At 72.6% G+C, this 19,738-nt stretch carries 23 protein-coding genes; 19 read left to right on the top strand and 4 right to left on the bottom strand.

The genetic code is table 11. The features are described 5' to 3' along the window. Positions 1–7 precede the first annotated feature (7 nt). The 7 genes from ACZ4VW_RS03765 (at position 8) to ACZ4VW_RS03735 (ending at position 6,189) form a co-directional block, all read left to right on the top strand. Positions 8–376: a holo-ACP synthase gene (locus ACZ4VW_RS03765; protein ID WP_467958018.1), complete on the top strand. Its 369-nt coding sequence runs from the start codon at positions 8–10 to the stop codon at positions 374–376. 95 nt (positions 377–471) lie between these two features. Beyond that, positions 472–1,899 (top strand): NAD(P)H-hydrate dehydratase, encoded by a 1,428-nt coding sequence (locus tag ACZ4VW_RS03760; protein WP_467958016.1) that lies wholly within the window; start codon positions 472–474, stop codon positions 1,897–1,899. 239 nt (positions 1,900–2,138) lie between these two features. Beyond that, a complete protein-coding gene (locus ACZ4VW_RS03755) occupies positions 2,139–3,002 on the top strand; it encodes a L,D-transpeptidase family protein (RefSeq protein WP_467958175.1) in 864 nt (287 codons plus the stop codon). A 20-nt stretch (positions 3,003–3,022) separates the two neighbouring features. Further along, entirely contained in the window at positions 3,023–4,171 is a 1,149-nt protein-coding gene (alr, locus tag ACZ4VW_RS03750) for an alanine racemase (protein WP_467958014.1), read from the top strand. Positions 4,172–4,194: 23 nt separating this feature from the next. After that, positions 4,195–5,367: an alpha/beta fold hydrolase gene (locus ACZ4VW_RS03745; RefSeq protein WP_467958012.1), complete on the top strand. Its 1,173-nt coding sequence runs from the start codon at positions 4,195–4,197 to the stop codon at positions 5,365–5,367. A gap of 10 nt (positions 5,368–5,377) precedes the next feature. Then, positions 5,378–5,869, top strand: a complete 492-nt coding sequence (tsaE, locus tag ACZ4VW_RS03740) for a tRNA (adenosine(37)-N6)-threonylcarbamoyltransferase complex ATPase subunit type 1 TsaE (protein ID WP_467958010.1) — start codon at positions 5,378–5,380, stop codon at positions 5,867–5,869. A 110-nt stretch (positions 5,870–5,979) separates the two neighbouring features. Then, complete coding sequence (locus ACZ4VW_RS03735) at positions 5,980–6,189, top strand: hypothetical protein (protein ID WP_467958008.1); 210 nt, start codon at positions 5,980–5,982, stop codon at positions 6,187–6,189. Between the two features lie 113 nt (positions 6,190–6,302). Here the strand turns inward: ACZ4VW_RS03735 and ACZ4VW_RS03730 are convergent, their stop codons facing one another. Further along, entirely contained in the window at positions 6,303–6,866 is a 564-nt protein-coding gene (locus tag ACZ4VW_RS03730; RefSeq protein ID WP_467958006.1) for a hypothetical protein, read from the bottom strand. Positions 6,867–6,969: 103 nt separating this feature from the next. Between ACZ4VW_RS03730 and tsaB the strand changes: the two genes are divergently transcribed. From tsaB to ACZ4VW_RS03690, 8 genes are all read left to right on the top strand, one after another. After that, the gene (gene tsaB, locus ACZ4VW_RS03725) at positions 6,970–7,623 is read left to right on the top strand and encodes a tRNA (adenosine(37)-N6)-threonylcarbamoyltransferase complex dimerization subunit type 1 TsaB (protein ID WP_467958004.1); all 654 of its coding nucleotides are present in this window, start codon (positions 6,970–6,972) and stop codon (positions 7,621–7,623) included. 20 nt (positions 7,624–7,643) lie between these two features. Further along, complete coding sequence (rimI, locus tag ACZ4VW_RS03720; RefSeq protein ID WP_467958173.1) at positions 7,644–8,111, top strand: ribosomal protein S18-alanine N-acetyltransferase; 468 nt, start codon at positions 7,644–7,646, stop codon at positions 8,109–8,111. Then, positions 8,101–9,204 (top strand): tRNA (adenosine(37)-N6)-threonylcarbamoyltransferase complex transferase subunit TsaD, encoded by a 1,104-nt coding sequence (gene tsaD, locus ACZ4VW_RS03715; protein ID WP_467958002.1) that lies wholly within the window; start codon positions 8,101–8,103, stop codon positions 9,202–9,204. Before rimI ends, tsaD begins: the two co-directional genes overlap by 11 nt. Continuing rightward, a complete protein-coding gene (locus tag ACZ4VW_RS03710) occupies positions 9,201–9,455 on the top strand; it encodes a hypothetical protein (protein WP_467958000.1) in 255 nt (84 codons plus the stop codon). Before tsaD ends, ACZ4VW_RS03710 begins: the two co-directional genes overlap by 4 nt. A 36-nt stretch (positions 9,456–9,491) precedes the next feature. Further along, complete coding sequence (locus tag ACZ4VW_RS03705; protein WP_467957998.1) at positions 9,492–10,361, top strand: polysaccharide deacetylase family protein; 870 nt, start codon at positions 9,492–9,494, stop codon at positions 10,359–10,361. 128 nt (positions 10,362–10,489) lie between these two features. Continuing rightward, complete coding sequence (locus ACZ4VW_RS03700; RefSeq protein ID WP_467957996.1) at positions 10,490–10,846, top strand: YciI family protein; 357 nt, start codon at positions 10,490–10,492, stop codon at positions 10,844–10,846. A gap of 34 nt (positions 10,847–10,880) precedes the next feature. Next, positions 10,881–12,188 carry an RNA polymerase sigma factor gene (locus ACZ4VW_RS03695; protein ID WP_467957994.1) on the top strand — a complete coding sequence of 436 codons (1,308 nt, stop codon included), beginning with the start codon at positions 10,881–10,883 and terminating at the stop codon, positions 12,186–12,188. A gap of 20 nt (positions 12,189–12,208) precedes the next feature. After that, positions 12,209–12,955 (top strand): hypothetical protein, encoded by a 747-nt coding sequence (locus ACZ4VW_RS03690; RefSeq protein ID WP_467957992.1) that lies wholly within the window; start codon positions 12,209–12,211, stop codon positions 12,953–12,955. Here ACZ4VW_RS03690 and ACZ4VW_RS03685 read toward each other — a convergent pair. Further along, positions 12,897–14,084, bottom strand: a complete 1,188-nt coding sequence (locus ACZ4VW_RS03685; RefSeq protein WP_467957990.1) for a THUMP-like domain-containing protein — start codon at positions 14,082–14,084, stop codon at positions 12,897–12,899. The genes ACZ4VW_RS03690 and ACZ4VW_RS03685 overlap by 59 nt on opposite strands. 99 nt (positions 14,085–14,183) lie before the next feature. On the opposite strand from ACZ4VW_RS03685, the gene ACZ4VW_RS03680 reads away from it, so the two are divergent. The 4 genes from ACZ4VW_RS03680 to groL all read left to right on the top strand — a co-directional run bounded on the left by ACZ4VW_RS03680 (position 14,184) and on the right by groL (position 17,724). After that, positions 14,184–15,155, top strand: a complete 972-nt coding sequence (locus ACZ4VW_RS03680; RefSeq protein ID WP_467957989.1) for a polysaccharide deacetylase family protein — start codon at positions 14,184–14,186, stop codon at positions 15,153–15,155. Further along, positions 15,152–15,502: a hypothetical protein gene (locus ACZ4VW_RS03675; protein WP_467957987.1), complete on the top strand. Its 351-nt coding sequence runs from the start codon at positions 15,152–15,154 to the stop codon at positions 15,500–15,502. The genes ACZ4VW_RS03680 and ACZ4VW_RS03675 overlap by 4 nt, the downstream gene beginning before the upstream one ends. A gap of 157 nt (positions 15,503–15,659) precedes the next feature. Beyond that, positions 15,660–15,968 (top strand): co-chaperone GroES, encoded by a 309-nt coding sequence (groES, locus tag ACZ4VW_RS03670; protein WP_005313390.1) that lies wholly within the window; start codon positions 15,660–15,662, stop codon positions 15,966–15,968. A 127-nt stretch (positions 15,969–16,095) separates the two neighbouring features. Beyond that, positions 16,096–17,724 carry a chaperonin GroEL gene (gene groL, locus ACZ4VW_RS03665; RefSeq protein WP_467957984.1) on the top strand — a complete coding sequence of 543 codons (1,629 nt, stop codon included), beginning with the start codon at positions 16,096–16,098 and terminating at the stop codon, positions 17,722–17,724. Positions 17,725–17,849: 125 nt separating this feature from the next. Here the strand turns inward: groL and ACZ4VW_RS03660 are convergent, their stop codons facing one another. Continuing rightward, positions 17,850–18,548: an ester cyclase gene (locus tag ACZ4VW_RS03660; protein WP_467957982.1), complete on the bottom strand. Its 699-nt coding sequence runs from the start codon at positions 18,546–18,548 to the stop codon at positions 17,850–17,852. 148 nt (positions 18,549–18,696) lie between these two features. Continuing rightward, positions 18,697–19,725, bottom strand: coding sequence for a hydroxyacid dehydrogenase (locus ACZ4VW_RS03655; protein ID WP_467957981.1), 1,029 nt, complete (start codon positions 19,723–19,725; stop codon positions 18,697–18,699). Positions 19,726–19,738: the final 13 nt, after the last annotated feature.

Below are 19,738 nucleotides of genomic sequence, written 5' to 3'. Positions count from 1 at the left end.
TGAGCGAATGATCATCGGGGTGGGGATCGACGTGGCGGAGATCGACCGCTTCGCCGCGTCGATCGAACGGACGCCGGGGCTGTTGCAACGCCTCTTCGTCGAGCGGGAGCTGCTGCTCCCGAGCGGCGAGCGGCGCGGCACCGCCTCCCTCGCGGTGCGGTTCGCCGCGAAGGAGGCGGTGGCCAAGGCGCTCGGCGCGCCGGGCGGACTGCACTGGACGGACGCCGAGGTGTACGTCGAGGACAGCGGCCAGCCGCGGCTGCGGGTGCGGGGCACGGTGGCGGCCCGGGCGGCGGAGCTGGGCGTGCGGCACTGGCACGTGTCCCTGAGCCATGACGCGGGGGTGGCGTCGGCGATGGTGATCGCCGAGGGGTGACACCTCGGCGGGGCGGGGGATCGGGGGGGCAGGCCCCGGGCGCGTCAACCGGCGCGACCGGGCGGCGGCTTGGGGCGTGCGGCAGACTGCGGGACATGCGTACCGCTTACCGCGTGGAGACCGTACGGGCCGCCGAGGCCGAGATGATGGCGACGCTTCCCCAGGACGCGCTCATGCGGCGGGCGGCCGCGGGGCTCGCCGCCGCCTGCCTGTCGCTCCTCGGGCGTGGCCATGTGTACGGGGCGAGGGTCGTGCTCCTCGTCGGCAGCGGGGACAACGGCGGCGACGCCCTCTACGCCGGGGCGCGGCTCGCCCGGCGCGGGGCGGGCGTGACGGCCGTCCTGCTCGGCTCGCGGGCCCACGAGCGCGGGCTCGCGGCGCTCCGGGCGGCCGGCGGGCGGGTGGCGGAGGACCCGTTCGAGCCGCTCGCCGCGGCCGATCTCGTCCTGGACGGGATCACCGGCATCGGCGGGCGCGGTGGACTGCGCCCGGAGGCCGTCCCGGTCGCCCGGGCCGCCCGCGGCTCGGACGCGGTCGTGGTCGCCGTCGACCTGCCGAGCGGTGTGGACGCGGACTCGGGGGAGGTCACGGGGGAGGCGCTGCGGGCCGACGCGACGGTGACGTTCGGGACCTACAAGCCGGGCCTGCTGATCGACCCCGCGCGGGAGTACGCCGGGGCGGTGCGGCTCGTGGACATCGGCCTCGGGGACCACCTGCCGTCCGTGCCGGAGCTCCAGGCGCTCCAACACGAGGACGTGGCGCGGCTGTTGCCCGTACCAGGCGTGGAGAGCGACAAGTACCGGCGGGGTGTGGTGGGCGTGGTGGCCGGTTCGGCACGCTATCCCGGCGCGGCGGTGCTCGCGGTGGCGGGCGCGCTGCGGGGCGGGGCGGGAGCGGTGCGGTACGTCGGTCCGGCGGGCGAGGCGGTGATCGCGCGCCACCCCGAGACGCTGGTGCACGCGGGGCCGCCGTCGAAGGCGGGACGGGTGCAGGCATGGGTGGTGGGACCCGGGCTCGGTGACGGGCCGGGCGTCGCGGACGCCCTGGCCTCGGACGTACCGGTCCTGGTGGACGCGGACGGCCTGCGGGACCTGTCGGCGTCGGTGGTCCGGGCGCGCAGCGCCCCGACGCTGCTCACCCCCCACGCGGGCGAGGCGGCGGCGCTGCTGGGCGTCTCGCGGGAGGCGGTGGAGACCGGGCGGCTGGAGGCCGTACGGGAGCTGGCGGCGGGGTACGGGGCGACGGTGCTGCTCAAGGGGTCGACGACGCTCGTCGCGTCGGGCGCGGAGCCGATACGGGTGAACCCGACCGGCACGTCATGGCTGGCCACGGCGGGCAGCGGGGACGTCCTCTCGGGCCTGGCCGGTTCCCTGCTGGCGGCGGGCCTGAGCGCGCTGGACGCCGGGTCGGTCGCCGCGTACCTCCACGGACTGGCGGCGCGCCGTGTGTCGGGAGGCGCGCCGATCGCGGCGAGCGATGTGGCGGCCGCTCTGCCGGAGGCGTGGCGCGACGTGCTGGCCTGAGGTGGGGCGCGACGCGCTGTCGTGCAGTGTCGTGCCGTGCCGTCGTGACGCGTGCCGTGCCGTCGTGACGCGTGCCGTGCCGTCGTGGGACGGGTCCGATCCCCCACTCCCCGTCGGGTCCCCCACCCCCGGTTGGGCGAACCCGTTGGACCAGGCGTGGGGTTGGGCGGGCGCGGTGGGCGGAGGGCGGGTTGGCTGGGCGGGTGATCAGATGGAACTCGCCCTCTCGCGCCGTGACGCTGCTGCTCGTGGCCGCAGCCGCCCTTCCGCTGACCCCCGGGCCCGCGCTCGCCGAGCCCGCGCCGCCCGCACCGGCACCAGCGCCCGCCTCCCAGGCCCCCGCCGCCGACGAACTCGTCCCCGGGCTGCCCGGCGCCGGGCAGCCCGAATACCCCATGGACACCCCCGACCAGGTGCTACCGCCCCTCCAGCAGAACGGCCCGGGCGTCCCCGTGCCCGAGCCCCAGGCGCCCGTCGACGAGCTGGTCGAGTACCTGCCGCGCAACGCCGGCGCCGCGGCCTGCACCACGCTCACCGGGCCCCACCAGCGCCGGGTCGAGCAGTTGCTCGGGCTCAAGGCCGACGGCAGGCAGTCCGCCGCCGACTGCAAGGCCATCCGCGCGTTCCAGGTGAGGGAGAAGATCAAGCCCGCCCAGGGCTACGCCGGCCCCGTCACCTGGGCCCGCGCCGAGCTTCTCGCCGCCCGCAAGAACCCCAACGCCGCCGGGAAGTGCCCGGTGACGACGTACACCGTCGCCTGCGTCGACCTGAACCGCGAGCTGATGTGGGTGCAGAAGGGGAAAAAGGTGACGTTCGCCGTGGTGAACATCCGCAGCGGGCGGCCCGGCTACCGCACCCGTACCGGCTGGAAGAAGATCTACTGGCGCAACAAGGACCACTGGTCGACCATCTACAACACGCCCATGCCGTACGCCCAGTTCTTCGACGGGGGCCAGGCATTCCACGCCGTCTACGGCCAGCTCGCCACGCCCACCGGCAGCCGCGGCTGCGTGAATCTCAGTCACGCCCACGCCAAGAAACTCTGGGACACGCTGCGCAAGGGTGACCGGGTCTACATCTGGGGAAAGCGGCCCGGGAGCTGACACCTGAGACACTGGGCGCGATGACTGAGACACCGCCGCCCCGCAGAGCCCGCGCCGAGATCGACCTCGGTGCGCTGCGTGCGAACGTCCGCACGCTGCGCGCCCGCGTCGCGCCCCACGCCCAGGTGATGGCCGTGGTCAAGGCGGACGCGTACGGACACGGCGCGATCCGCTGCGCCCGCGCCGCCCTCGACGCGGGCGCCGGATGGCTCGGTACGGCGACCCCGCACGAGGCGCTCGCCCTGCGCGCCGCCGGGATCACCGACGCACGGATCCTGTGCTGGCTCTGGACCCCCGGCGACCCCTGGGCCGAGGGCATCGAGGCCGGCCTCGACATGACCGTCAGCGGCATGTGGGCCCTGACCGAGGTCGTCGAGGCGGCGCGCGGGACGGGCAAGCGGGCCCGTATCCAGCTCAAGGGCGACACCGGCCTCGGCCGCAACGGCTGCCAGCCCGCCGACTGGCCCGAACTCGTCGGCGAGGCCCTCAAGGCGGAGAAGGACGGGCTGGTGACGATCACCGGCCTCTGGTCGCACTTCGCCTGCGCCGACGAGCCCGGCCACCCCTCCATCGCCTCCCAGCTCGACGTCTTCCGCACGATGCTCGACTACGCCGAGAAGGCAGGCGTCGAACCCGAGGTCCGGCACATCGCCAACTCGCCGGCCACCCTCACCCTCCCCGAGGCGCACTTCGACCTCGTCCGGCCCGGCATCGCGATGTACGGCGTCTCGCCCAGCCCAGAGCTCGGCACCTCCGCCGACTTCGGCCTGCGCCCGGTCATGTCCCTGAAGGCGAGCGTCGCCCTGGTCAAGCAGGTCCCGGGCGGGCACGGCGTCAGTTACGGACACCACTACGTCACCGAGGGCGAGACCCATCTCGGCCTCGTCCCGGTCGGATACGCCGACGGCGTCCCGCGCCACGCCTCCGGCCGCGGTCCCGTCCTGGTCGGCGACAAGATCCGTACCGTCGCCGGCCGGGTCGCCATGGACCAGTTCGTCGTCGACCTCGGCCAGGACACCGTCGAGCCGGGCGCCGAGGCGCTGCTCTTCGGCCCCGGCGACCGCGGCGAGCCCACCGCCCAGGACTGGGCCGAGGCCGCCGACACCATCGCGTACGAGATCGTCACCCGCATCGGGGCACGCGTCCCGCGCGTCTACGTGAACGGATAAGCACCGACCGAAGGGGAGCGGCAGTGAGCGAGTCCAGCACCGACAGCTGGCGGCGCGCCGGGTTCGCCGGCGCCGCGATAGGCGTGCTCGCCGCCGGCGCGGCGGCGGGCGTCGCCCTCGAGCGGCTCACCGTCGGGCGCGGCATGCGCCAGAAGGCCCGGCTCGCCCTCGACGCCTCCGGCCCCTACGGCGCCCTGCGCGGCACCCCCGGCAAGGCGCTCGCCGACGACGGCACCGCGCTGTACTACGAGGTCGACGAGGTCGAGCCGGATCCGCCGGCCCCCCGTCGCCGGCGGCTCTTCGGCCGCAGACCGCCCGCTCCCGTCACCGTCGTCTTCAGCCACGGCTACTGCCTCTCCCAGGACGCCTGGCACTTCCAGCGGGCGGCGCTGCGCGGCCTGGTGCGTACCGTCCACTGGGACCAGCGCAGTCACGGCCGCTCGGCCCGCGGGGTCGCCCAGTCCGGACCGGACGGCCTCCCCGTCTCCATCGACCAGCTCGGCCGCGACCTGAAGGCCGTCATCGACGCGGCCGCGCCCGAGGGGCCGCTGGTCCTCGTCGGGCACTCGATGGGCGGCATGACGATCATGGCGCTCGCCGACGCGTACCCCGAACTGATCCGGGAGCGGGTCGTCGGAACGGCCTTCGTCGGCACCTCGGCGGGCAGGCTCGGCGAGGTCAACTACGGGCTGCCCACGGCCGGGGTCAACGCGGTGCGGCGGGTCCTGCCCGGCGTCCTGAAGGCGCTGGGCGCGCAGGCCGAACTCGTCGAGCGGGGCCGCCGGGCGACGGCCGACCTGTTCGCCGGTCTGATCAAGAAGTACTCCTTCTCCTCCCGCGACGTGGACCCGGCGGTCGCCCGGTTCGCGGAGCGGATGATCGAGTCGACGCCGATCGACGTGGTCGCGGAGTTCTACCCGGCCTTCTCCGAGCACGACAAGGCGGCGGCGCTCCAGGTCTTCGCCGAGATCCCGGTGCTCGCCCTCGCCGGCGACCGCGATCTGGTCACTCCCAGCGCCCACACCGAGGCCATCGCCGACCTGCTGCCGGACGCGGAGCTGGTCATCGTGGACGACGGTGGTCATCTGGTGATGCTGGAGCATCCCGAGGTGGTGACGGACCGGCTGGCCGACCTGCTGGCGAAGGTCGGAGCGGTGCCCGCCACGGCGACGAAGGCCGGTTCCCGCAGCAGTTAAGTTGGCTCGTATGGAACAACCGCACTCCACCGCCACCCTCGACATCGACTCCCCGGAGGAGATGCAGGAGATCGGCCGCCGCCTGGCCAAGCTGCTCCGCCCCGGCGACCTCGTGATGCTCACCGGTGAACTCGGCGCCGGGAAGACCACGCTGACCCGCGGCCTCGGAGAGGGCCTCGGCGTGCGCGGCGCCGTCACCTCCCCGACCTTCGTCATCGCCCGCGTCCACCCGTCGCTGGTCGGCGGCCCGGCGCTGGTCCACGTCGACGCGTACCGCCTCGGTGGCGGTCTCGACGAGATGGAGGACCTGGACCTGGACGTCTCGCTGCCCGATTCGGTGGTCGTCGTGGAGTGGGGCGACGGCAAGGTCGAGGACCTGACGGACGACCGGCTGCACGTACTGATCCACCGGGTGGTCGGCGACACGGACGACGACCGGCGCACCGTCGTACTGCGTGGGATCGGCGCGCGGTGGGCCGACGAGAACCTCGTGCTGAGCTGAACGTACGTAGGTTCCGACAAGGTGTCGGGAAGATGTTGCGTCGGCCGTACGAGCCGTGGTGACATGGATGCACGAGCTGGTTAGGTGAACCTAACCTACGGGAGGCATGCATGGCGGCGCCAGAGCGCGAGCGCGCGGAACAGCGCATCTCCATGAGTGAGCTGCTGGCATCCTGCGCGGCGGCCGACGCGGTGTCGACACCCCCGCGCACACCGGACCCGGAAGCCCTCCGGCACGGCGCCGACGAGGACGCCGAGCGGCAGAGCGCCGACCGCCGGGCCGCCGAGCGACGGGGAGCCCACCGCCGCGAGGCGGCGTAGGCGCGTCAGAGGCCACGACCCGCCCGGGGCGGGTCGTGGCACAGGCGCGTCAGGGCACAGGCACGTCACGGCATCGCCCGTACGAAGGAAGCGCGCACCCCGGTCGGTGGGCGTCAGGAGACGACGACGACCTTCGCGCCGATCGACGCGAACGTCCACATCGCGTTGCCGTCGGCCCGCTTCATCCGGATGCCGCCCGTCTTCCGCTCCGGGTCCGGCGTCGGCAGCGTGCCGTCGACCGCCGCGCTGAAGCCGATCGCCACGTCCTCCACGGTCGTGAACCGCACCACGTGCTCGATCCGCACGCCGTCCGAGCCGCGGACCGTGCCCGAGCGCGAGGTCACGGTGTACGACCCCGGCACCGGGTGGACCGTGCTCGGCATCACCGAGAAGGTGTGCGTGGCCTGGCCCTTCTCGTCCACCAGCCACACCCGGCGCTCGCCCAGCGCGTACACCACGCGCGCACCGGTGCCCGAGTTCGCCGGGACGGCGAGGGGATCCCTGGGGGGCGCCTGCGGGCCGCCGGTGATGGTGGCCGCCGGGGCCGACGTCGTGGCCCTCGGCTCGGCCGAGACATCGGCGGGGGCGTTCGCCGACGCCTGGTAGGCGAGGAAGGCGACCGCGGCGATCGCCGCCGCGGTGAGCCCGGCCACGAATCCCGAGCTGCTCCGTGCCACCGTGCCGACCTCCTGTACGTATGTATCGGTGGTGACGGTAGCAGCCGTACCCCCTGGGGGACGGGGCGCCGTGCCTGCCGGCCGGGAGCCGTAGGCTGTTTGCGTGCTCTTGCTCGCCATGGATACCGCCACGCCCGCCGTCACCGTCGCCCTCCACGACGGCGAGTCCGTCGTCGCCGAGTCGCGGCAGGTCGACGCCCGCCGCCACGGGGAGCTGCTGCTGCCCGCCGTCGACCGGGTTCTCAAGGAGGCCGGGACGACCCTCGACGCGGTCACCGGCGTCGTGGTCGGCGTCGGACCGGGGCCGTACACCGGACTGCGCGTGGGTCTGGTCACCGCAGCGACCTTCTCCTCCGCGCTCGGCGTGCCCGTGCACGGCCTGTGCACGCTGGACGGACTCGCGTACGCCTCCGGGATCGAGGGGCCGTTCGTCGTCGCGACGGACGCGCGCCGCAAGGAGGTCTACTGGGCCCGGTACGCCGACTCCCGTACGCGCGTGACCGACGCGGCCGTCGACCGGCCGGCCGAGATCGCCGAACAGGTCGCCGGACTTCCGGTCGTCGGCGCCGGCGCGCGCCTCTACCCCGAGGTCTTCCCCGACGCCCGTGACCCCGAGCACCAGTCGGCGGGCGCGCTGGCCGCCCTGGCGGCCGAACGCCTCGCGGCGGGCGCCGACTTCCTCGACCCGCTGCCGATGTACCTGCGCCGGCCCGACGCCCAGGTGCCGAAGAACTACAAGGTGGTCACGCCCAAGTGAGCGGGGTGACCCTGCGCGAGATGCGCTGGTGGGACATCGAGCCCGTGCTCGTCCTCGAGCACGACCTGTTTCCCGAGGACGCCTGGTCCGAGGGGATGTTCTGGTCCGAGCTGGCGCATGCCCGAGGGCCGCGGGCCACCCGCCGGTACATCGTCGCGGAGGCCGGCGGGAAGCTCGTCGGCTACGCCGGACTCGCCGCCGCCGGCGGCCTCGGCGACGTCCAGACCATCGCCGTCGCCCGTGACCAGTGGGGGACCGGGCTCGGCGCCCGGCTGCTCGCCGATCTGCTCCAGCACGCCACCGCCTTCGAGTGCGACGAGGTGCTGCTGGAGGTGCGGGTGGACAACACCCGGGCCCAGAAGCTGTACGAGCGCTTCGGCTTCGAGCCCATCGGTTTCCGGCGCGGTTACTACCAGCCGGGCAACGTCGACGCGCTCGTGATGCGACTGACCGTTCAAGGAACAGAGACTGATTCTGATGGCTGCTGACGAACCGCTCGTACTCGGTATCGAGACCTCCTGCGACGAGACCGGGGTCGGCATCGTCCGCGGCACGACCCTGCTCGCGGACGCGATCGCCTCCAGCGTGGACACCCACGCCCGCTTCGGCGGAGTCGTGCCCGAGATCGCCTCCCGCGCCCATCTGGAGGCGATGGTCCCCACCATCGAGCGTGCCCTGAAGACGGCCGGAGTCTCCGCCCGCGACCTCGACGGCATCGCCGTGACGGCCGGACCCGGCCTCGCGGGCGCCCTGCTCGTCGGCGTCTCGGCGGCGAAGGCGTACGCGTACGCGCTCGGCAAGCCGCTGTACGGCGTGAACCACCTCGCCTCGCACATCTGCGTCGACCAGCTGGAGCACGGACCGCTGCCCGAGCCGACGATGGCGCTGCTCGTCTCCGGCGGTCACTCCTCGCTGCTGCTCGCCCCCGACATCACCGCCGACGTCCGGCCGATGGGCGCCACCATCGACGACGCGGCCGGCGAGGCCTTCGACAAGATCGCCCGTGTCCTCGACCTCGGCTTCCCCGGCGGCCCGGTCATCGACCGGCTCGCCAAGGAGGGCGACCCGAACGCGATCGCCTTCCCGCGCGGCCTGACCGGATCCAAGGACCCCGCGTACGACTTCTCCTTCTCCGGCCTCAAGACCGCCGTGGCCCGCTGGATCGAGGCCAAGCGGGCGGCCGGCGAGGAGGTGCCGGTACGGGACGTGGCGGCCTCCTTCCAGGAGGCGGTCGTCGACGTGCTGACCCGCAAGGCCGTCCGGGCCTGCAAGGACGAGGGCGTCGACCACCTGATGATCGGCGGCGGCGTCGCGGCCAACTCGCGGCTGCGGGCCCTGGCCGAGGAGCGGTGCGAGCGCGCCGGGATCCGGCTGCGGGTGCCGCGGCCGGGGCTGTGCACGGACAACGGCGCGATGGTCGCGGCGCTCGGCGCCGAGATGGTCGCCCGCAACCGGCCGGCCTCCGACCTGGAGCTGTCGGCGGACTCCTCCCTGCCGGTCACCGACCCGCACGTGCCGGGCAACCACGGCCACGACCACGACCACGTCCACGAGGTCAGCAAGGACAACCTGTACTCATGAGGGTCACCCTGATGTGGGAGGCGCGGGCGGTGCAGGGCCGCGGCGCCGAACTCCTGGAGTGGGCGCGGGCACAGGAGCTGGCGTACGAGCCGCTGCGCCGCGAGACCTTCCGCGCCACCCAGGACCGGGTGCTCGTGCTGACCTGGTGGGAGGCGCCCGCGCTGGACGCCGAACTGCCCGAACTGCCCGAGCCGGCGGCGGACCTGCTCACCCGTCCGGTGCATCGCTGGCGTTTCGAGGCCGTGGACTGAGGCAACCCGCGGGCCTTTTATCGCATCATTCACGGCGTGACTCACGGCGTGGACAAGAAGATCGTGGCCTGGGCGGCGCTGACCGTCGCCGCCCTGCTCATGACGGGGTGCAGCGGTTCGGCGGGTGCGGAGCCGGAGACGGCGCCGCCTCCGGCGAAGCCGTCGGCGACGCGGTCGGAAGGCCCCCAGGCCCGCGGCAACGCCCCCGACCGGGCGGCCGGGGCCCTGGCCGCGTACCGGAAGTGGGGCCTCAAGCCCCTCGCCGCCCCGCCCGCCCCTCCGACGACCAAGCCGGTGCGGCGGCCGCCCGGCGGGCCCGTCCCCGTCATCAGCGACATCCCGACGAAGGACAAGGTCGTCTTCATCACGATCGACGACGGCGCCGAGAAGGACCCGGAGTTCGTCGCGATGATGAAGGACCTCAAGGTCCCGGTGACGATGTTCCTCACCGACTCCGCCATCCGCACCGACTACGGCTACTTCCAGCCGCTCGCCGACCTCGGCCACGGCGTCGCCAACCACACCCTCACCCACCCGAACCTGCGCACCCTCGGCCCGGCCGCCCAGCGCCGGGAGATCTGCGGCCAGCAGACGAGACTGGCGGAGCGGTACGGAACGGCCCCGCGGCTCTTCCGCCCGCCGTACGGCAACTGGAACGAGGACACCCGCGCCGCCGCCGGGGAGTGCGGGGTGGACGCGATCGTGCTGTGGCGCGAGTCGATGCAGATCAAGAACATGCAGTACCAGCGCGGCGACAGGAAGCTGCACCCGGGCGACATCATCCTGGCGCACTTCCGCGGTCCGTCCGAGCTCAAGGGCACGACGATGACCGAGATGACGGCCAACCTGCTGCGCCACATCCAGGACCAGGGCTTCACGGTGGCCCGCCTGGAGGACTACGTGTGACGGAGCGGCCCCTCCCGTAAAAGATCTTGAAAAGAATCTCCGCGTGGTGTCGATGCGGGCCGAGCCCGATCGACGTAGGAGTGAGAGGCGGGGAACGGCCCCGCCACCGCACCGCCGAGGAGAACACGATGCCCCGCTACCTGACGCTGGTCCGCATCGAAGAGGGCGCCTTCCAGATGGAGGAGGCCGACGCCGGCTTCGAGGAGCGCATGGGCGCGCTGTTCGAGGAGATCACGAAGGCCGGCGTGATGCTGGAGACGGCCGGCCTCAAGCCGACCTCCGAGTCCACCCGGGTCGTCTGGGAGGACGGGAAGATCAGTTACACCGACGGCCCGTTCACCGAGACCAAGGAGGTCGTCGGCGGCTACTCGATGTCCCAGTGCCGGGACATGGCGGAGGCCGTCGAGTGGTCGAAGCGCTTCCTGGAGATTCACCCGCCGCAGTGGAAGGTGACCTGCGAGGTCCGCGAGATCGAAGAGATGTAGGCACCGCCGGGGCGGGTGCTGTCATGGTGGATCCATGACCGCACCCGCCCCTGCCGCCGTCGAGACGGTCTTCCGGATGGAGTCGGCGCGGATCATCGCCGCCGTGGCGAGGATCGTGCGCGATGTCGGCATCGCCGAGGAGATCGCCCAGGACGCGCTCGTCGCCGCCCTGGAGCAGTGGCCGCGGACGGGGGTGCCGGACCGGCCCGGCGCCTGGCTGACGGCCGCCGCCAAGAACCGCGCCGTCGATCTCGTACGGCGCCGTGAGACGTACGCGCGCAAGCTCGCCGAGGTGGGACGCGAGCTGACCGAGGAGACGTACGACCCGGAGCCGGCCGGGCCCGGCGACATCGACGACGACCTGCTGCGGCTGATCTTCACCGCCTGCCACCCCGTGCTCTCCGCCCAGGCCCGGACCGCGCTGACCCTGCGACTGGTCGGCGGGCTGCGGACGGACGAGATCGCCCGCGCCTTCCTCGTACCGGAACCGACCGTCGCCCAGCGGATCGTGCGGGCCAAGCGCACCCTGGCGAAGGCCGGGGTGGAGTTCGAGGTGCCGTACGGGGAGGAGCGGGCGGACCGGCTCGGATCCGTCCTGGAGGTCATCTACCTGATCTTCAACGAGGGGTACTCGGCCACGGCGGGCGACGACCTGCTGCGGCCGGCGCTGTGCGAGGACGCGCTGCGGCTGTCCAGAGTGCTCGCCGGGCTCATGCCCGAGGAGAGCGAGGTCCACGGTCTTGCCGCCCTGCTGGAGATCCAGGCTTCGCGGACGGCGGCCCGGACCGGCCCGGACGGGCGGCCGGTGCTGCTCGCCGACCAGAACCGGAGCCGCTGGAACCGGTCGCTGATCCGGCGGGGCTTCGCGGCCCTCGAACGGGCGGCCGACGGCGGCGTCCACGGGCCGTACGCCCTCCAGGCCGCCATCGCCGCCTGTCACGCGAAGGCGCTGACGTACGAGGAGACCGACTGGCGGACCATCGCGGCGCTGTACGGCCGGCTGGCGGCCGTCGCGCCGTCGCCCGTGGTCGAGTTGAACCGCGCGGTCGCCGTGTCGAGGGCGCAGGGCCCGGAGGCGGGGCTCGCGCTCGTCGACGCCCTGGCCGGCGAACCCGCCCTGGCGGAGTACCACTTGCTGCCGAGCGTACGGGGCGACCTGCTGGAGCGGCTGGGGCGCACCGCGGAGGCGCGGGCGGAGTTCGAGCGGGCGGCCTCGCTGACCCGGAACGCACGCGAGCGGGAGCTGATGCGCCAACGGGCAAGGCAGGCGGGCGGGGTGGCGGCCGGGGCCGCCGGGGGCGGGGGCGGGGACGCGGACGAGGCCGGCGCGGCGGGGGAGTGATCGCTCGGTAGTCTCGGGGCATGTCACGCCGTACCCCGCTTCCCCCTCCCCCTCCGCCCGCCGAGATACAGAGCTGGCCCGGCCGGGAGGCCCGGCTCGCGGACCGCGCGCGGGCGATGGGCGAGCTCACCCGCCGTCTGCTGGGCGGCGGGCGGCTCGCGGTGTTCCTGGTGTGGATCGCGACCCTGCAGCTGGGCTGGGGGCTCGCCGGGGGCGGGCTCGTCGCCATGGAGGACGTCATCGACCCGATCTCGATGATGCTCGTGCTCGTCCTCGTGGCGATCGGGCTGGGCGTGCTGGTCCCGGCCGTCTTCTTCCTGGCCCGCGGTGTGTGGCGCGACCGTGAGGCGTACGACCGACTGCTGCGGTGGGCCGCCCTGGACCACGACCCCGTCGGCGACGCCCGCCTGCGGGAACCCGTCCTCAGCGCCGCCTGGCTGGTGCTCTCCTTCGTGCTCTGCGCGGTGGGGCTGTGGGTCTCTCTGGCGGCGCCCGCCGAGCTCGTCGGGCCGGGACTCGGCGGGTACGGAACGGTCGCCTACCTCATGGGCGCCGCCCTCGGACTGTGGATCCCCGGTCTGGCCGGGCTGGTGAAGGCGATCCGCCATTACCGCTTCGCGGTCCGGATCGTCACCCCGCCGGAGGGCTCGCGGGGTCACTCGTCGGACGAGGCGCGGGGTGATGTTCCGGACGAGGCGCCGGGTGATGCTACGGACGAGGCGCCGGACGGCCGATCAGCATCGTCGGGGCGCCCGCGACCCGAGTGAGGAAGACCGTGGCGGAGTTCTTGCCCTTCGGCTTGATCCTGCGGCGGAGCTCCTCCGGTTCGACCGCCGAGCCGCGCTTCTTCACCGTCAGCGTGCCGACCTCCCGCTCGCGCAGCAGGGCCTTCAGCCTCTTCAGGTTGAAGGGGATCTCGTCGGTGATCTCGTAGGCGGTGGCGTAGGGGGTCGGCGTGAGCTCGTCCGCCGTGACGTACGCGATCGTCTCGTCGATCAGGCCGCCGTCCAGCTCCTGGGCGACCTCGGCGACCAAGTGGGCGCGGATGACGGCGCCGTCCGGTTCGTAGAGGTAGCGGCCGAGCGGGCGGGGCGCCGGGTCGGGCAGGCCACGGCCGGTCAGGCTCGTGCCGGCGGGCAGGAGCGTCGCGCGCCGGGCGCCGGGCTCGGTGCCGAACCACAGCACGGCCTCCTTGACGTCTCCGCCGTCCGAGATCCACTCGGCCTCGGCGTCCTCCGGGACCGCCTCGTGCGGGACGCCGGGGGCGATCTTGAGGGCCGCGTGCGGGGCCTTGCGGGCGGCCTCGACCGCCCAGGAGAGCGGCGGGGAGTACGCCTCGGGGTCGAAGATCCGCCCGCGCCCTCCGCGTCGCGCGGGGTCGACGAAGACCGCGTCGTACGGGGAGGTGTCGATCTCGGTCACGTCCGCGCGGCGGACCTCGATCAGGTCGGCGAGGCCCAGCGCCTCGGCGTTCGCGCGGGCGGCCTCGACCGTCGCCGGGTCGCGGTCGACGGCCAGGACGGAGATCCCGGCACGGGCGAACGCGATCGCGTCCCCGCCGATCCCACCGCACAGGTCGGCGACGCTCCGCACCCCGAGGTCCCTCATCCGTTCGGCCCGGTAGGCGCCGACCGAGGCCCGGGTCGACTGCTCGACGCCGTTCGGCGTGAAGTACATCCGGTACGCGTCCTCGGCGCCGAACTTGGCGACCGCGCGCTGCCGCAGCCGGGCCTGGCCGAGGGCCGCTGTGACCAGTTCGGCGGGGTGCTCGCGGCGCAGCCGGGAGGCGACGGCCAGTTCCTGGGCGGGGTCGTAGTCGCGCAGGGCGGCGAGGAGCGTCTGGCCCTCGGGGGTGAGCAGGGCGGAGAAGGCGGCGAGGTCGGTCACCCGTCCCATTGTGGGCCCTGGTTCCGTGTGGGCCGGCCGGGGGACGTGGTGCGCGGCGCGGCGGTGTCGGGGCGGCGGGAGGCGGTGCCGCTGACAGGATGCGACGCCATGCAGCTAGTACGACAAAAAGAAGAAAAGCGCTCCATTCGGGCTCTCCGCGTCCTTCCGCTGCGCCGGTCGGTCGGTGCGGTGCTGCTCGTCGCCGCCCTCGCGACCGCCTGTGCGGAACCGCCCGGCGACCCGGGGCCCGTCGGGGCCGAGGGCGGTGCCGGCTCGCAGGTGAAGCCCGCTCCCGGGCAGCCCCGGGAGCAGGCACAAGAGGCGTCCGGCGCCCTCAAGGCGTACGTGGAGAAGGTCCGCGAGCAACGTGCCGCCCGCGCGCTCGCCGCCAAGAAGTGGGGCCTGGACCGGCCGCCGCTGGAGGCCCCGGCCCCGCCGGCCGTGAAGCCGGAGATCACCACCCGGAAGGGGTTCGAGACCGATGGCGAGGGCCTGCCGCCGGTCTTCACCACCGTGCCGACCAAGGAGAAGGTCGTCTTCCTCACGATCGACGACGGCGCGGAGAAGGACCCCGAGCTGCTGCGGATGATGAGCGAGCTGCGCATCCCGTACAGCGCCTTCCTCAGCGACTACCTCGTCAAGGAGGACTACGGCTACTTCCGGAAGATGCAGGACGCGGGCGTCTCCCTGCACAACCACACCCTCAACCACCGCTACATGCCGGGGCTCTCGTACGCCGCGCAGAAGCGGGAGATCTGCGGGATGCAGGACGTCATCCAGAAGCGGTACGGGAAGCGGCCGCCGCTCTTCCGCCCGCCCTACGGCAACTACAACGAGGACACGCTGCGCGCGGCCAAGGCGTGCGGGGTCAAGGCGGTGCCGCTCTGGGCCTCCGAGGCGTTCCCCGACCGGATGGAGTGGCGCGAGTGGGACCGGGACCTGCACCCCGGTGACATCGTGCTCACGCACTTCCGGGGCAAGGGCGACTGGAAGGGCTCCATGGCGGACATGGTCCGGCGGGTGATGAAGACGATCACGGCCAAGGGGTACGCGGTCGCGAAGCTCGAGGACTACGTGTGATCCGGGCGCGCCGGCTGGTGTCCGGCCTCGCGCTCGCCGGCGCGCTCCTGGGGGCGACGGGTTGCGCGTCGTCGGTGGATCCGATCGAACGGCTGGGGCGAAAGGCGGCGGGAGGGCTGCGGGACCTGGGGGACCCGCGCGAGGCGCGGGAGGCGCGCGAGGCGCGGGAGGCGCGGGAGGTGCGGGAACGACGGGACCCGCGCGAGGCGCGGGAACGACGGGAGGTCCGGGAGGCGCGGGAGGCGCGCGATCGGGAGCTCGAACCCGTCCGGAACGAACCGGTCCGCGCCGCCGTTCTCGTACCGGCGGCGTGGCGCCACATCGCACTGAATTGGCACTCCGCTTGACCGAGTGCTAATCGCGGTCATAGTCTCAGGTCTGGCACTCCCCACTGGAGAGTGCCAACACAGCGACGGGCAGGTCCGGCACCCGCGACGACGGATCCACCTGGTCGCCACCTCAGACAGTTAACCCCGTGAGATCTCCGAAGGGGGAGGTCGGATCGTGACGACCGCCAGCTCCAAGGTTGCCATCAAGCCGCTCGAGGACCGCATTGTGGTCCAGCCGCTCGACGCCGAGCAGACCACGGCCTCTGGCCTGGTCATCCCGGACACTGCGAAGGAGAAGCCCCAGGAGGGCGTCGTCCTCGCGGTGGGCCCGGGTCGCTTCGAGAACGGCGAGCGCCTGCCGCTCGACGTGAAGACCGGCGACATCGTGCTCTACAGCAAGTACGGCGGCACCGAGGTGAAGTACAGCGGCGAGGAGTACCTCGTCCTCTCGGCTCGCGACGTGCTCGCGATCGTCGAGAAGTAATTCACCGAAGTACTGAGAAGTACTGAAGCGATGCTTTGAGCTGCGCCCCTGACCCCGCACCGGGCGTCCGGGGCGCAGTTCGTTTCACCAGTTTCACCACGAAATCCGAGAGGGCTGAATCGCTCCCATGGCGAAGATCCTGAAGTTCGACGAGGACGCCCGTCGCGCCCTTGAGCGCGGCGTCAACAAGCTTGCCGACACGGTCAAGGTGACGATCGGCCCCAAGGGCCGCAACGTCGTCATCGACAAGAAGTTCGGCGCCCCCACCATCACCAACGACGGTGTCACGATCGCCCGCGAGGTCGAGATCGACGACCCGTACGAGAACCTCGGCGCCCAGCTCGTGAAGGAGGTGGCGACCAAGACCAACGACATCGCGGGTGACGGCACCACCACCGCCACCGTGCTCGCCCAGGCGCTCGTCCGCGAGGGTCTGCGCAACGTCGCCGCCGGCGCCTCCCCGGCCGCCCTGAAGAAGGGCATCGACGCCGCGGTCAAGGCCGTGTCCGAGGAGCTCCTCGCGACCGCCCGTCCGATCGACGACAAGTCCGACATCGCCGCCGTGGCCGCGCTCTCCGCGCAGGACCAGCAGGTCGGCGAGCTCATCGCCGAGGCGATGGACAAGGTCGGCAAGGACGGTGTCATCACCGTCGAGGAGTCCAACACCTTCGGCCTGGAGCTCGACTTCACCGAGGGCATGGCCTTCGACAAGGGCTACCTGTCCCCGTACATGGTCACCGACCAGGAGCGTATGGAGGCCGTCCTCGACGACCCGTACATCCTGATCCACCAGGGCAAGATCTCCTCGATCCAGGACATGCTGCCGCTGCTGGAGAAGGTCATCCAGGCCGGCTCCTCCAAGCCGCTCCTGATCATCGCCGAGGACGTCGAGGGCGAGGCCCTGTCGACCCTGGTCGTGAACAAGATCCGCGGCACGTTCAACGCCGTGGCCGTCAAGGCCCCCGGCTTCGGCGACCGCCGCAAGGCGATGCTCGGCGACATGGCCACCCTCACCGGTGCCACCGTCATCGCCGAGGAGGTCGGCCTCAAGCTCGACCAGGCCGGTCTGGACGTGCTGGGCAGCGCCCGCCGCGTGACCGTCACCAAGGACGACACCACCATCGTCGACGGTGGCGGCAACTCCGAGGACGTGCAGGGCCGCGTCAACCAGATCAAGGCCGAGATCGAGTCCACCGACTCCGACTGGGACCGCGAGAAGCTCCAGGAGCGCCTCGCGAAGCTGGCCGGCGGCGTGTGCGTGATCAAGGTCGGCGCCGCCACCGAGGTGGAGCTGAAGGAGAAGAAGCACCGTCTGGAGGACGCCATCTCCGCGACCCGCGCCGCGGTCGAGGAGGGCATCGTCTCCGGTGGTGGCTCCGCTCTGGTCCACGCCGTCAAGGTCCTCGAGGGCAACCTCGGCAAGACCGGCGACGAGGCCACGGGTGTCGCCGTCGTCCGCCGCGCCGCCGTCGAGCCGCTGCGCTGGATCGCCGAGAACGCCGGCCTCGAGGGCTACGTCATCACCTCCAAGGTGGCGGAGCTCGAGAAGGGCCAGGGCTTCAACGCCGCGACCGGCGAGTACGGCGACCTGGTCAAGGCCGGCGTCATCGACCCGGTGAAGGTGACGCGCTCCGCGCTGGAGAACGCCGCCTCGATCGCCTCCCTCCTCCTCACCACCGAGACCCTCGTGGTGGAGAAGAAGGAAGAGGAGCCGGCGGACGCGGGCCACGGCCACGGTCACGGCCACTCCCACTGAGGCACCTCTGATCGATCACCGAGGCCCGGTGTCCCCGTCGCGGGGACACCGGGCCTCGGTGTCGTTCGTACCGGATCCCTCGGATCTCTCTCCGGGCGTTCTCCCGGGTGCTCGCTCCGGAAGTCCTACACCTCCACGGCGCCGAGCTGCCCCATGAGCCCGAGCAGGTCGTACTGCCACCACCCCTCGGCGATCTTGCCGTCCTGGCGGAACTGGTGGATGGTCGTGCCGGTCATGGAGACCCTCATACCGGTGGGCTGGAGCCCCATGAAATCGCCGGTGTGCGTGCCCACCCAGGTCCAGCGGGTGCACACGCGGTCGCCCTCGGCGATCTGGTCGTTGACGGTGAAGTCGAAGTCGAAACCACCCCGCCACATCTCCATCTGGCGGCGGACCGCGTCCATGCCGATCGGGTCCTGCTCATTGGTCGGATCGTGGTCGTGATAGCCCTCCACGAGGACCTCGTCGAGCGGCGGGAGCTCGCCCTCGGAGGCGAGCAGCTCGAAGAACCGGCGGGAGGTGCTCTTGTAGAGCTGCATGTCCCGGACGATGTCCAGGTCGGTGAAGGTCGGCATCTCGTCACACAGCGCGACCATCTCGCGGAAGATGCGGTCCGTCTCGGGAAGCTGCGAGTTCGTCATCGCCACCTCGTACGACGGGAACTCGACGATCTCCACGAGATGGTCCGAGTCGGAGCGATCCTTGCCGATGACGCTGTGGGTGGCCGTCCGCTTGCCCTGGGTCTGCTCGACCCACTTGTCCATGAGCCGGTTCAGATCGTCGAACCGACTGGTCTTGCAATCGATTATCTGTACGAATGTCATGGCGCCTCCCGGACCGGGTGGGACCCTTCCAGTTTAGAACCAGGGCCTGCGGGCGCCCTGGCGGCATGAGGGGCACGCAGCAGGCGCGGGGGACGCGGCCGGTGGCGGTCGGCGGAGACGCGGGGGCGTCGTGACCGGCGACCACGCCCTACGCCGACCGCGTCAGATCCGACGGCCGTACCGGGTCGGCGAACGGCTCCCCCCGCCCGTACCGCGCCACCTCCTCCAGCGCGTGGTCCGCCATGCGGTGGAGTTCGTTGCCCAGGGAGCCCGCCACGTGCGGGGTGAGAAGGACGTTGGACAGGGTCCACAGCGGTGAGTCCGGGGGCGGGAGCTCCGGGTCCGTGACGTCCAGGACCGCGTGGAGGCGGCCCGATGTGAGGTGGGGGAGGAGCGCGGTCTCGTCGATCAGGGAGCCGCGCGCCGTGTTGACCAGCGTGGCGCCGTCAGGCATCAGGGCCAGCTGGCGCTCGCCGATCATCCGGTGCGTGGAGGGCAGTTGAGGGGCGTGCACCGAGACGATCGTGCTCCGGGCGCACAACTCGTCGAGGCCCACCGGCTCCACCCCGAGGGCGCGGGCCTCGGGGACCGTCACGTACGGGTCGTAGAGCAGCACCTCGAAGTCGAAGGGCCGGAGCAGCTCGATGACCCGGCGGCCGATCCGGGAGGCGCCGATCAGGCCCACCGTCCGCCGGTAGTTGCCCCAGGCCGCCGACTCGGCCGTCCACGTGCCGTCGGCGCGGGTCTCCCCGTACCGCAGGGCCGCGTGCAGCACCTGCTTCCCCGCGAAGAGGATCGCGGCGAGGGTGTACTCGGCGACGGGCAGCGCGTTGGCCGCCGCGGCCGAGGTGACGGTGAGGCCCCGGTCCCAGCAGGCTTCCGTCACATGGTGCTTGACCGAGCCGGCCGCGTGGACGACGGCCCGCAGGCGCGGGGCGCGGTCCAGGACGTCGGCGGTCAGGGGCGGCGCGCCCCAGCAGGTGAGCAGGATCTCCGCCTCGGCGAGAGCGGCGGCGACCTCTGGCGTGGGTGTCGTCAGGTCGTGGGCGACGAGGGCCGGGTCGGTACGGGTGAGGGCGGCGAGGCGGGCGCGGTGGGCGTCCGTCAGAAGCCGCTCGGCGATGCCGCGGCCCATGGAGAGCAGGAGCGCGGGGCGATGGTCGGTGGCGGGGTGCATCGTGGGACCCGGG

This window comes from Streptomyces sp. NPDC029139 (genome assembly GCF_055564335.1).
This window is presented reverse-complemented; position numbering and strand designations above follow the sequence as displayed.